The sequence below is a fragment of the Nocardia sp. IFM 10818 genome (genome assembly GCF_054655275.1).
Window position 1 is genome coordinate 5079905 of sequence record NZ_BAAHJH010000001.1, and the last position, 11914, is coordinate 5091818.

Consider the following 11914-nt stretch of genomic DNA (forward strand, 5'->3'; position numbering starts at 1 on the left):
CATTGCCTCCGAATACGCCAATTGTGTTGCCGCAACGAGGATTCGCCAGGGTCGCCCAGCGGTGCGCCGGCTACCGTCAGCGCACCGGCGGTACCTGCACCTGCGCTGGGGTCTTGTCCGTGCGCAACCCCTTCCAGCTGGGCATGCGCAGGCGTTCGCCGGAGTATTCGCGGAATTCGACGTCGCCGACCAGGATCGGCTCCACCCAGCGCCAGCCCGCGGCCGCGGCCTCCGGCGGCGGCCGGTCGAAAGGACTTGTCGAGACTCCTATTTCGTCGAGCGTGGCGCGAATGGCGCGGCGGGCGGCCTGGGTGAAGCCGGTGCCGACATTGCCGATGTAGACGAAGCGGCCGGAGGAGTCGTAGGCGCCCAGCACCAGCGACCCGAACGTGGCCTGGAATCCGCCCGCACCGGGGGTCCAGCCGGCGACCACCACCTCGGTGTTGTTGCGCAGCGGCGTCTTGATCCAGGTCGGGGAACGCCGGCCCGGCAGGTAGGCCGAGTCGACGCGTTTGGAGACGATGCCCTCCAGCCGGTGCTCGCGGGCGACCACGAGCAACTTTCCGGCATCCACTCCGACCCAGTGCGGCGGCGCGGACAGCGGTGCGGGCAGCGGCAACTCGGCGAGTCGTTCGCGGCGCGCCAGATACGGCTGCGCCATGAGGTCGCGGCCATCCGCGACGAGCAGATCGAAGGCGAACAGCTGCACCGGAACCTCGGCGATCAACTGCTCCCCCGGCCGGGCCACGTGCATGCGCCGCTGCAACCGGCCGAAGGACGGCGCGCCGTCGGGCTCCTGGGCCACGATCTCGCCGTCGAGGATGAGAGAACCGCTGCCCGGCAAGGCTTTCAGGGCGGCGGCGAGCTCCGGGTAGGAGCCGCTCACCTCGCGGCCGGTGCGGCTGTAGAGCCGGCAGGCGGCGGCCTCGCGCACCACGATGACGCGGACGCCGTCCCACTTCATCTCCACCGCCCATCCGGGCCCGTCCGGCGGCGCTCCGCCGACGGCGAGCATGGGCGGCGGGACACCGAGCGGGAATCCGGCCACGGTGGGCCGCTACCCGCGCCGACAATCGGGCAATGGGGACATGCCCCAGAGTTTGCCGATCGATTGCCGTTGTGCGGCTGCGACCCGCCGGACGCGCTGGAGTCGTTACCTGCGCAAACGTGGTCGGCCGACAGGGATGAGTCAGCTGGCGGAGATGCCCTGCTCGCGGATGACGTCGAGGGTCTCACCGTAGGTGAGGCTGGAGTCCACGGTGATGGACTCCGTGGACTGGTCCACGCTCACCCCGTGCACGGCGTCCATGCCGAGCAGCGCCCGCTCGGCCAGATCGGCCTCGGAGGCGAAGTTCGGCAGGTGAAAGGTGTAGGTGCTCATGGCTGGCGCATAGCCGCACCGGCGCGCCCGAAACCCGCAGGCGACCTGCCGGACAACTCGCCGTCCTGCGGGTTTGACGATCGAGCCGGCGGGAATCGCCACAACATGTTCACCATCATCGGGCTCATCGCCCTCCTCGGCGCCGTCACCGTGGGGGTGGCCGGAATCCAGGCCAACAGTGGAGAAGGCCACACGGTCACGAACGGTTTCACGGTGTTCGATCACACCTACACGGGCTCGTCCGGACTGCTGTTCGCCTACGGCATCCTGGTCGGAGCCATCGGTACCTGCGGGCTCATCATGCTGCTCGCGGGATTGTGGACCACGTCTCGGCGTGGTGTTCTCGCCCGCCGCGAACTGCGCCAATCCAAGCGCGAAATGATCGCGGCGCGACGCGAACTGAGCAAGCCGCCACCCGCGGCGAAGAAGCCGGCAGCCCCCGCGGCGGAACCCTCGGGGTCGAAGGCCGTGTGGTCGGTCAACCGGTTCCTGCACAAGCCCGGCAGTAAGCCGCCGGCCCAACCCATCTCGAAATAGGTAGTCCCATGGTCATTTTAGGTTTGATCCTGATCGTCGCCGGCTGGCTGCTCGGCATCTCCATTCTGGTCACCATCGGCATCATCGTGCTGATCGTCGGCATCGCGTTCTGGGTGCTCGGCTACGCCGGCCGTCCTGTCGGCGGCCGACGACATTATTACTAGTACCGATAACCACCCCGCGACCGCCGCGGGCCGCGTCCGATAGCTTGGCACCATGACGGTGACAGTGCTGGTTCCGGATGACGACGGCCTCGCGGCGGTTTCGCACCTGGACGGCGCGCGGGCCCTGCGCTTCACCCTCGGCGAGCCGCTGCCCGCCGGGGCCGATGCGGCCGAAGTGCTGGTGCCCGGCTTCCTGGTCGGGCCGGAGGCGGTCCAGATGGCCTGGCAGCTGCCGAAACTGCGGCTGGTGCAACTGCTGACCGCCGGCGCCGAATCCTGGACCGGCAGGCTGCCCGAGGGCGTCGCGCTGTCCATCGCGCGCGGGGCGCACGGGGCCAGCACCGCGGAGTGGGCCCTCACCGGATTGCTCACCGTGTACCGGGAATTCACCGAATTCGCGGCGGCCCAGCGCGAGCACCGCTGGACCCAGCATCAGACCGACACCCTGCACGGCAAGCGGATCCTCATCGTGGGCGCGGGCAATCTGGCCGAGGAGCTCCAGCGCATGCTCGCCCCCTTCGACACCACGGTCGCGGTGGTCGGCACGCACGCCCGCGAGGGCGTGCACGGCGTGGACGAACTACCCCGGCTGCTGGGCGATTTCGACGCCGTCGTGCTCATGGTGCCGGTCACCTCCGCCACCACCGGCATGGTGGACGCCGCCTTCCTCGCGCACATGACCGACGGCGCCATCCTGGTCAATGCCGCCCGCGGGCCCATCGTGCGAACCGACGCCCTGCTGTCCGAACTCCAGAACCGAAGGCTGCGAGCGGTTCTCGATGTCACCGATCCCGAACCCCTACCCCCCGGCCACCCCCTCTGGGACGCACCCGGTCTGCTCCTCACCCCCCACGTCGGCGGCAGCAGCCGCGGCAGCCGCGAACGCGGCTGGGCCATCGCCACCGCCGAAATCGCCCGCTACCTCGACGGTGCGGCGCCACACAATCTGGTGCACGGCGAATACTGATCTCCCCCACCGGATCTCACCCTACAGCGAGTCCTTCCCGATGGTGCGATCGTTGAGTTCCCGCCATTCCCGATCCCAGCGCGCATTGCGCCGAGCATCCAGCACCGCCCCCGTAATCCACACCGACGCCGCGGCCGCACACCAGCTTTCCACCAAGATCGCCAACCCGGTCCCGATCCCCTCGGCCGCCGCCGCCCCCGGCTTGGCCGGCTCCGTAGCCGGCTCCCCATCCGCCCCCACCCACAGCGCCACGGTGCTCCCGACCTCCTGCGGCCCAGGAATCTCGACAGTGGCAGTCCCACTGCGCCCATCATGATTCCACTCCACCGCGGCCTCATACCGATCCCGATGCGCCCCACTCCGCCCCGGATCCACCAGCAACCGCGGCTCCCCCGTCACCGTCGCCCTGATCTCCACCTTCCCCACATCCTCCACCGCAATCCGATCAGCGGCATTGGTATAACTAACGGTCCCGAACGCCCCCGCCACCGGCACAGCAACAATCACCACAACCACAGCCAAGGCCCGCAATACGATCTCGAACCGATCCGAGACACGCATCAACGGACTGGGATTCCACGGCCGCACCCGCCACAGGCGCACCGCCCAAGCAGACTCAGACACCTGGACCGCCTCTCTCCACGGCGTCCACCGTCACCACGTACATCGCTAGCAGTACCCACTCTGATACGCCTTGAACATAGGAAAAGTCAAGGTCAGCGCATTGCGACACGGCTACGCAGCGGTCAAATTCCACTTGTGCTCCAACGTTGAGGGTCGCAACGACTCCAGGGCCTCCGAATTGTCGACCGCCGGCCGGATGTAAAAGCGTGCCCCGACTGGGATTTGGTCGGTCCGATCATTCAGGCGGTGTCGAAAGCTGCCGAGGAACCCCGGTCGGTTCGACATGATCGTGTGGGGACCAGGAGAAGCGGCAGAAGCCGGCCAAGGAGAAGGACGCCGCGCGGATCCTGACGGGGCGCGGGGTGATGGAGGCTGTGCTGGCGGGGCGGCCCGGGGAGGACGACGTGCTTCCGGCGACACGGTATTCCGACAAGTGGAACCCGGATCCCAAGGTACGGAAGCGATTCGACGACTCAACACCCGGTTCGAGAACGAGGAGATCGAAGGACGTCGCGGCCCGCAGACGTCACGTGCACGGCCGAGTAGTCAGCCGGCCGCGGGCCGCGGCAGAGCTCGAGCATGGCGCTTACGCGATCCCGCTCATATTGTTGGTTCCCTACAAGATTCGGGATAGGAGCGGGATGTCGGAGGTTGTGCACCTGACAGCCGTTGATTCCGCGGGCGCGCTCTGGCCGGTCGTGCTTCGTCTGGGTGAGCCATCGGCGGCGCGGGTGGAGTTGGTGGGTCATGGCACGTTCGGGTCGGTTGAGGATGACTATCTGAGCTGCCTGCTCGCTGTCCGTGAGTATCTGGAAGAGCGGGGTTGGTTGTTGTGCTGCCAGGGCGCGCGACCGGATGTGTGGCCGTCGGGCATGGTGCGGCAATTCGACAATGGCCGGCGAGCATACGTTCTCGACCGTGATCGGCGCGGTGCGGAGTTCGAGGTGGTGGACATCTTCGCTCCCGCACCAGCCGACATGGTCGTGAGTGTGGTGGAGCAGGGCAAGGCGGTGTTCGCGTTCCATGGCTTGCCCTGGCGAGGAGCCGGCAGTGGGTTCCGCAGTATCGCGGGATCGAGGTGGTCGGCCAGGAACACCAGCGGCCATGCGGCTCGTTAGACGCGACGTCCCACTCCGGCCGGTCTCGACCATGATCGCGCTCGCCGGCACCTGCGCGGCGATAGGTGCGGTCGAAATGAGGACAGCGCAATGGCATTCGGACCGAACCAACGCCTGCAGCCGCCGCCACTGCACGCCGACGACCGACACCAACGCAATGGGGCATCGCGCACTCGAACCGACCTGCCGGCAATGGCGGCGACAGAAACGACCACGCGGTTGATACCCCGTTCCAGCCGCGAGTAGCGACACATCTGGTGAGGCGGACGGCGGGCCGGTTCGGGGCGGCGACGTGGATCGGTCAGTGGTGGATGTCGGTGGCGAGTGCCGGCCAGAGGGTGGCGGTCATCTTGTCGGCGAGGCCGCTGCGGGCGGCGGCATCGTCGCCGCGCAGGAACGCGCCGAAGTAGGCGCCGAAGACCATGGTGGCGATGGTGCGGGTGTCGATGCCGGGGCGGACCGCGCCGCGGTCGATCAGGTGGCGCAGGACGTGTTCGACTTGGGAGACGCGGGGTTCGACGGCGCGTTCGACGACATGGGCGAGCAGTTCGGGGACGCGGTCGGCTTCGCTGATGAATCCGCCCTGCAGGACGATGGCGTCGGGGTTGAAGTAGCAGGGGTCGACGCGGCGGATGGCCTCGGTGAAGGCTTCCCGAGGTGTGAGGTCGTCGAACGGGAACTCCGGCGTGGCCGCGGTCTGGGCGCGGAATCCGTAGTCGAGGGCATCGATGACGAGCTCGAGCTTGCCGGGCCAGCGCCGGTAGAGGGTGGGGCGGGTGACCCCGGCATCGGCGGCGATATCGCCCAGCGCCATGCGGGTATAGCCGTCGGTGACCAGGCGGCGCCGGGTGGCGAGGATGATCGCCTCGTCCACGGCCGGATCGCGGGGGCGGCCGCCGCGGGGTCCGGACTTGCGGGCCTGCGGGTGCTCGGTGGATTCGGTGCGCGGCGGTGTCATGGCCTCCCCATTCGATATTGCGTTACACGTCCAGACTGTAACCCTTGTCTTATCGTGCTCAGGCGGTACAGCCGATATCGAGGCGGCAGGCGGGGAACCGCGCGGATTCCGGCGCCGCCGTCGGTGAAGCAGGCGCGTTCGAGGGCTTCGTCCATTGCGGCGTGAGCGGCCGGTCCGCCGTCGCCCCCGGCCCACCATATGAAGCGATGCGCGTCGAAGGTGTTCACCGCCAGGGCCCGGTCCAGCCGCATCACCAGGCCTTCCGCGGCGGCGATCTCGGCTGCGGCGGCGTGCTCGGGTCAGCGGGTGCCCTGGTAAGCCTGCTCGATCACGTCGGTGACCGTGTCGGGGTGGCTGATCATGACCGCGTGCGAGGAATCGACCTCGCTGATGTGGGCGCCGGCGCGTTCGGCCATGAAGCGCTCCAGGCTCGGTGCGATGGCGTGGTCCTTGGTGGCGACGAGCGCCCAGGACGGGAGGGTCTTCCAGGCGGCCGCGGTGGCGGGCTCGCCGAAGGCGTCGGCGGCGACGGGGCGCTGGGAGATCGCCAGGAATGCGGCGGTGGAGGCGTCGACGTCGGCGGCGAAGGCGGTGGCGAACCGAGCCTGATCGAGCCACACTTCGGTGCCGGTGGAGCCGTCGGGACGGGTGTACTGGAAGACCTGTTGCGGCAGCGGCGGCACCGACGCATCCGCGTGCGCCTCGAGCAGCCCGCCCAATGCCTCACCCTCGTCGGGGATGAAAGCCGCTACGTACACAAGGGCTTTCACCTCGGCGACGGCGGCGGCCGCGTTGGTGATGACGGCTCCGGCGTAGGAGTGGCCGACCAGGATCTTCGGGCCCTCGATACCGGCGAGCAGACCCTGCAGGTAGGCGGTGTCGTAGGCGAGGCCACGCAACGGGTTGGGCACCGCGATCACGGGGAAGCCGCGCCGGTGCAGGCGCGCCGAGACCGCGGCCCACCCCGAAGCGTCGGCGAACGCGCCGTGGACCAGCACCACCGTCGGCTTCGGCTGCCCCTCGTCGTCGCGGTCGCGGGCATGTGCGCCGGGGACCAGGGCGTGCAGAGCCGCCTCGATCGAGGCGATGGCGGTGGCGGCGCGACCGGTGTGCTTGCTCATGATTTCTTCTCCTTCTCAACGGGATTCGTGGTTTCGCCCCGCCTGCCGGGCGGGAGAACCTCTCCTTTTCGTTACAGTGAGTGACTGTAACGTAACTACAAGCTTTCGCCAACTCGGATCGTCGGCGGTTGCGTCAGCGCAAGGCCAGGCCGAGGAGGGCGGGGTCGGCGGCGCGGGCGCGCAGCTCCTTCGCCGGGTCCGCGACCAGGCGCCGGGTTCGCATATCGAGCAGGCCGCTGACGCTGGTCACCTCGGCGACGAGGGTTCCGTCGGGCTTGCGCAGAACATGCTCGACACGATGGGTTTTGCCCGATCCCCACACGAACGCGCAGGACACGTCGACCTCGTCCTCACCGCGCAGTTCCGCGTGAAAGCGCAGCGTGGTTTCGAGGTTGACCGGCCCGAGACCGTCGGCCAGCAGACGGTCGGGCGACAGCCCCGCGGCCTGACCGCAGGCGAAGCGGGACTGCTCGGTGTATTGCAGGTAGACCGTGCTGGCCACGTGATGGTTGGTGTCGAGCTCATAGCTGCGAACGGTGAAGCGCATCGTGAACGGAGCGGCACTCACAGGTCGGGTCCTCCGGGATTCATCGGGATTGGTGTCGGAAAGCCAGCCTGCCGCCGCCGCGACACCGGTACCAAGACGCTGATGGCACTGGTGCCGGCAGCACCTGGCAGACGCATCGCGGGATGGCCGATGATGAGGGGCGTGACCGCCCCCTCCTCCCCCCGCCGCACCGAACTGGCCGCGTTCCTGCGCAGCCGTCGCGATCGCCTCTCCCCCACCCAGGTCGGCATCGCGCCCGGACTACGCCGACGCACACCAGGATTGCGACGCGAAGAGGTCGCCGGGCTCGCCGGGGTCTCGATCACCTGGTACACCTGGCTCGAACAGGGACGCCCCATCAATGTCGGCGCCCAAATCCTCGACGCCATCGCCGCCACCCTGCGCCTCGACGCCGCCGAACGCCACCACCTCTACCGCCTGGCCGAGGTCCCGATCCCCGCCGTCGTCACCACCGCCGAAACCATCACCCCCACTCTGCAGGCCATCCTCGACGCCATCACCGAGTACCCGGCCGCGGCGATCAACACCCGCTGGGACCTGCTGGGCTGCAATAGATCCGCGGCCGCACTGTGGCCCCGGCTCACCGCCCCCGGCAGCTCCCGCAACGTCCTGTGGGAACTGTTCACCACCCCCGCGGACCGTCGCTGCTTCGTCAACCGCGACGCCGGCCTGCCCCACATGGTCGCCTCCTTCCGCGCCGACTTCGCCAACCACCTCGACGACCCGGCCTGGACCGACCTGATCCGCGCACTCGCCACCGCGAGTCCGGAATTCACGCGACTGTGGGCCAGCCACGACGTCGCCGCCCCACCGACCCAGACCATGACCTACCGCCACGCCACCGTCGGTGACCTGTCGCTGACCCTGACACGCATGGAACTGCCCGCCACCCCCGAAACCATCATCACCGTCTGGACCCCCGTCGACGACGACAGCCGCCACCGCATGAACCGGCTCCGCACCCACCCCGAAACCCCGGCCCTCGCCCCCACCCGCTGACCAGCACCCCGGACAGCCGCGGGAGTATGGACACGGCCCGCGTGCCGCTCCGCACCGGCGGGAGCCATCGCGGAAGTGAGCGGCCACCACGGGGATCCAGCCACGTACCGGCATCCGGTAGGCATGGGTTGCTGGGCCGGAAAGGGCCGAAAAGGCGCGTGCGCTCAAACCACCTCGCAGAGTGGTCCATCGAATCCGTTTCCAGCCGAATGGAATAGGTCGTTCAGCCGATGTCGGTGAACTTGCTCGGCCGGAGCATGGGAACTGCATTTCCGCTTCCGAAGAAGGATCGATATGAACACTGATGACCGGACCGACCAGGCCGAGCGACTCACCGGCGAAGGCAAGATCTACAGCTGCCGCAGCGGTGAGCTGTTCCTCACGACGATCGACGACAAGGGCAAACGCACCACTGTGTCATTGGGGCGCGGTCCGCACACCGACGGGAACGCCACCATTTCCTGCGTCGGCAATCGCGTCAGGACGGTCATCAACTCCTAGATCTTGCCGTTGGAGATCGCCGAGCGAGGTGATGAGGGGGCACCTGCCCGGCGACCGGACCCGCGATCGACCGGTGGTCGGTCGGGCGCGGGAGTCGTTGAACCACTTCGTGAGATCGCGGCTCGGAGGTGATGCGGAGTGGTTCCGGACCGGACCGGGTAGGGCTACCGGCGGCACCAAGCGGCGCGGGGCGGGCAGACGGTCCAGCCGTTGCCGCCGGGTCGCGGCTTGCGGGTCCACTTCGGCGGCGGGTTGCCGGAGCCGCCGTCGGTGGTCTCGGGGTCGCGCGGGGGGCGTTCGGCGCGGAGTTCACCGATAGGGCCGGCGGGCGCGGCGGTGGCGGTGCCGGAAGCGAGAAGCGGTGCGAGACAAACTGTTGTGGCGAGCACGGCGGCGGCGATACCGGTGCGCACGGGTGTCGGTTGCATGATGTTCCTTCGATCAGGGGGTCGCCTGGATGGCGAGCGGTTCTTGTTCGATCTCCACGCATGAGTGGCGGTGGTATCCGAGGTGACGGCCGAGGTCGGCGAAGAAGCGGTCGACGTCGAGGACCGCCTCGGGCGGGTGGACGCCCGGCGTTCGCGCGGTGCCGTCGATGACCTGGGACATGGCGAGCGCCAAGGGGATTCCGGTGGCGCGGGCCATGTCGTCGGTGAACGCGGGCGCACCCGGTGGCGACTCGTCGCGCCGCGCCGCGGACGCAGCCGGCAGATTGCTCACCCCGGGGCTGGCGTCCATCCCGGCCCGCCCAACACCAGAACTCTCACCTCAACTCCTATCACCCATGCACCTATCGTTTTGAATACGATCAATTCTATCACGATAGTTTAGGCCGGCGCGAGATTCGGCACGGAAGCACCACGAAATGAACCGACGACTCCCCGCAAGCAGTCGGCACGTTCACGCCGAGATCCGAATACGTTGAGGCGTAGGTGAATTCACCGCTGGAACCGGGTCCTGCGGCGTGATGTCGCGGCGACTACCGGGTGCGCGAACCCACGGCAGGAGCCGACCCGTTGATGGCCTCCCGCACGGCTTCGGAGTACACCTGGAAAAGCCGTGGGGATGCGAGCACCTCGAACTTCTCGAGTTCTGCCCAGCATTCCGCCACGACGGCGCGCGCCTGCGCGCCGATCCACGGCCGCGGCAGCAGCTCCGGCGGCAGCAGCGGATCCGGATCCATCGCCCGGGTGAACTCCGCGGCTATCTCGATCTCGATCGTCACGAGTTCGGTGTCGGAGAGCGCGCCGGTTCGCAGTGCACGCAACCGGCTTTCGGCGACCGCGTGCAGTCGCATATGCCCGGCCGCGAGCCGGTCCAGCGGCCACAATCGCGCAGCGAGGGCGTGCGGCGAGTCGAGTTCGCCGATCCGCAGATCCCGCGTCGTCATGGTCGAGATGTATTCACCGACACCGAGTTCGGCGGCCACGGCGGCGATCCGCTCCTCCCAGGCATTCGCGCAGACGTAGAGGCCGCCCTGAACCGCCGCACCACCCAGGTGAACGATGCTGTCGCGCATGGCGTCCCGCGCGGATCGCGCCGTTTCGGGCACCGCGAAGGCCACCAGATGCCACACCCCATCCCACGGCGCCGTCCCGCGATCCTGCGCGAACATGTAGCGGATGAACTCCAGATCGGGTGCGATGGCCGCGCGCGTACGGTCGGACGCGTACAGCACGGCCTTGCGGCCGCGCCCCTCCTGCGTGAACTGTCCCTCGGCGACCAGCCGTTTGATACACAGCCGCACCTGCTGATCACTCATCCCGAGCGTGTTCGCCACCGCGTACAACTCGCCCGCGTCGATCGTGGAGTCCTCGCGGATCATGCTCTCCACGAGCGTGCGCGTCGGAATCTCGACGGCAGCGTCCCGCTCGGCGCCCACACTCACCCCTTCGGATCGATCGCAGCCGGATCAGCAGTTTCTTTCGGTCATCCTACGATCGATTCGCAGACAATCGTTCACGCCCCGTCGCGATGCCCGCGGACGACCGGAGCGAGCGCGCTCAGTGCCGGCGGATCCGGGCGCCGCAATCTCTTTCGATACGGATCGAGGCGCAGGTCGTCACCAGCCGGTGCACACGTTCGAGATCCCGGAAGAAGAGCTCCGGATCGATGATCGCGCCGGCCAGGTGCACGCCGGGCCGCCGAACGGCATCGTCGAGTAGTTGATAGAGACCCAGCGCCAGTGATGTTCCGGTGGCCGTCGCAGTGTCGATCGTCAGCAGGGAGTCCTCGAGCGGTATGGACAGTCGTGCCAGCACAGCCTCTCCACGCTCCGGGTTCGCCCCGGCGGCGACGCCGAAGAACGGCGGCGGCGTTGTCGACGACTCGAAGACGACCGAAGCCGGGGATGCCTGGACGCCACGCATCGAAGAAGTCACCAACCGGCCGTCCTCACGCGATAGGACCGTCCCACCGATCCGCCCCGTCCGCAATGCGTGGGCACCGGTGGAGGCCACGAAAACGTCTCGCACGCAACCCAGCTCACGCGCAGCGGTCAACGCGAGCAGACTGCCGATCCCCAGCCTCGCACCCATCCCGGCGATCGCGCACACACCGGCCGCCCGCGCTTCGACCTCGAGTTCGCCCCTGCGCAGAGTCGATTCCCACTCGTCGCAGGCGTCGAGGTAGTGGGTCCCGGTCTCGATCGCGGCCCGCAGTACCGTGAGACCACATTCGCGATGCGGCCCAACAGTGTCGAGCACAACGTCCGCCGCCCGCAGCGCACCGAGCAGGTGGTCCCGATCGGTGAGCTCCACCCCGTGCGCACAGATGGGCCGGCGGCGGTCGGCGATTCGATCGGCCACACGTTCGGCTGTACCGAGGTCCGGATCCGCGATCACGATCTCAGCGACACCGGGCAAGTCCGCTGCGGTCGACACCGCCGCTTCGCCGGCCGCCGCTCCCCCCAGAACAAGCACCCGCACAACACTCTCCGTTCAGTACGACATCGTCGGATGCGGCCGGCTTTCGCGG

The 11914-nt window shown here is 68.4% G+C and carries 15 protein-coding genes and 1 pseudogene; 6 read left to right on the plus strand and 10 right to left on the minus strand.

Annotated elements, in window-relative coordinates; genetic code table 11:
• Window positions 1-76: 76 nt before the first annotated feature.
• The gene (gene ligD, locus ACYQ5L_RS23570) at window positions 77-1015 is read right to left on the minus strand and encodes a non-homologous end-joining DNA ligase (protein ID WP_459963518.1); all 939 of its coding nucleotides are present in this window, start codon (window positions 1013-1015) and stop codon (window positions 77-79) included.
• A gap of 174 nt (window positions 1016-1189) precedes the next feature.
• On the minus strand, window positions 1190-1381 hold the full coding sequence (locus ACYQ5L_RS23575) for a hypothetical protein (RefSeq protein ID WP_459960232.1): 192 nt from the start codon (window positions 1379-1381) through the stop codon (window positions 1190-1192).
• A 105-nt stretch (window positions 1382-1486) separates the two neighbouring features.
• On the opposite strand from ACYQ5L_RS23575, the gene ACYQ5L_RS23580 reads away from it, so the two are divergent.
• Genes ACYQ5L_RS23580 through ACYQ5L_RS23590 form a run of 3 tightly spaced genes read left to right on the plus strand, consistent with a single transcriptional unit; the run spans window position 1487 to window position 3049 of the window.
• A complete protein-coding gene (locus ACYQ5L_RS23580) occupies window positions 1487-1918 on the plus strand; it encodes a hypothetical protein (protein ID WP_459960234.1) in 432 nt (143 codons plus the stop codon).
• Between the two features lie 8 nt (window positions 1919-1926).
• The gene (locus ACYQ5L_RS23585) at window positions 1927-2082 is read left to right on the plus strand and encodes a DUF6131 family protein (protein ID WP_379194566.1); all 156 of its coding nucleotides are present in this window, start codon (window positions 1927-1929) and stop codon (window positions 2080-2082) included.
• 52 nt (window positions 2083-2134) lie between these two features.
• A complete protein-coding gene (locus tag ACYQ5L_RS23590; RefSeq protein ID WP_459960236.1) occupies window positions 2135-3049 on the plus strand; it encodes a 2-hydroxyacid dehydrogenase in 915 nt (304 codons plus the stop codon).
• A gap of 21 nt (window positions 3050-3070) precedes the next feature.
• Here the strand turns inward: ACYQ5L_RS23590 and ACYQ5L_RS23595 are convergent, their stop codons facing one another.
• Window positions 3071-3673, minus strand: coding sequence for an Rv1733c family protein (locus tag ACYQ5L_RS23595; RefSeq protein ID WP_459960237.1), 603 nt, complete (start codon window positions 3671-3673; stop codon window positions 3071-3073).
• 641 nt (window positions 3674-4314) lie between these two features.
• Between ACYQ5L_RS23595 and ACYQ5L_RS23600 the strand changes: the two genes are divergently transcribed.
• Window positions 4315-4791, plus strand: coding sequence for a hypothetical protein (locus ACYQ5L_RS23600; RefSeq protein WP_459960239.1), 477 nt, complete (start codon window positions 4315-4317; stop codon window positions 4789-4791).
• A 301-nt stretch (window positions 4792-5092) separates the two neighbouring features.
• Here ACYQ5L_RS23600 and ACYQ5L_RS23605 read toward each other — a convergent pair whose 3' ends face one another.
• The 3 genes from ACYQ5L_RS23605 to ACYQ5L_RS23615 all read right to left on the minus strand — a co-directional run bounded on the left by ACYQ5L_RS23605 (window position 5093) and on the right by ACYQ5L_RS23615 (window position 7438).
• Window positions 5093-5749: a TetR/AcrR family transcriptional regulator gene (locus ACYQ5L_RS23605; protein WP_459960240.1), complete on the minus strand. Its 657-nt coding sequence runs from the start codon at window positions 5747-5749 to the stop codon at window positions 5093-5095.
• A gap of 299 nt (window positions 5750-6048) precedes the next feature.
• Window positions 6049-6870 (minus strand): alpha/beta hydrolase, encoded by an 822-nt coding sequence (locus ACYQ5L_RS23610; protein ID WP_459960241.1) that lies wholly within the window; start codon window positions 6868-6870, stop codon window positions 6049-6051.
• 133 nt (window positions 6871-7003) lie between these two features.
• Window positions 7004-7438: an acyl-CoA thioesterase gene (locus ACYQ5L_RS23615; protein ID WP_459960242.1), complete on the minus strand. Its 435-nt coding sequence runs from the start codon at window positions 7436-7438 to the stop codon at window positions 7004-7006.
• A gap of 141 nt (window positions 7439-7579) precedes the next feature.
• On the opposite strand from ACYQ5L_RS23615, the gene ACYQ5L_RS23620 reads away from it, so the two are divergent.
• Window positions 7580-8437, plus strand: coding sequence for a helix-turn-helix transcriptional regulator (locus ACYQ5L_RS23620; protein WP_459960243.1), 858 nt, complete (start codon window positions 7580-7582; stop codon window positions 8435-8437).
• Window positions 8438-8731: 294 nt separating this feature from the next.
• Window positions 8732-8938: a hypothetical protein gene (locus ACYQ5L_RS23625; RefSeq protein WP_379194582.1), complete on the plus strand. Its 207-nt coding sequence runs from the start codon at window positions 8732-8734 to the stop codon at window positions 8936-8938.
• Between the two features lie 164 nt (window positions 8939-9102).
• Here ACYQ5L_RS23625 and ACYQ5L_RS23630 read toward each other — a convergent pair whose 3' ends face one another.
• The 4 genes and pseudogenes from ACYQ5L_RS23630 to ACYQ5L_RS23645 all read right to left on the minus strand — a co-directional run bounded on the left by ACYQ5L_RS23630 (window position 9103) and on the right by ACYQ5L_RS23645 (window position 11865).
• The gene (locus tag ACYQ5L_RS23630) at window positions 9103-9366 is read right to left on the minus strand and encodes a hypothetical protein (protein ID WP_459960244.1); all 264 of its coding nucleotides are present in this window, start codon (window positions 9364-9366) and stop codon (window positions 9103-9105) included.
• Between the two features lie 13 nt (window positions 9367-9379).
• Window positions 9380-9586, minus strand: a pseudogene (locus ACYQ5L_RS23635) (saccharopine dehydrogenase); the annotation flags it as partial.
• Between the two features lie 331 nt (window positions 9587-9917).
• Window positions 9918-10763 carry a PaaX family transcriptional regulator C-terminal domain-containing protein gene (locus tag ACYQ5L_RS23640; RefSeq protein ID WP_459963519.1) on the minus strand — a complete coding sequence of 282 codons (846 nt, stop codon included), beginning with the start codon at window positions 10761-10763 and terminating at the stop codon, window positions 9918-9920.
• A gap of 178 nt (window positions 10764-10941) precedes the next feature.
• Window positions 10942-11865, minus strand: coding sequence for a saccharopine dehydrogenase NADP-binding domain-containing protein (locus ACYQ5L_RS23645; RefSeq protein WP_459960246.1), 924 nt, complete (start codon window positions 11863-11865; stop codon window positions 10942-10944).
• Window positions 11866-11914: the final 49 nt, after the last annotated feature.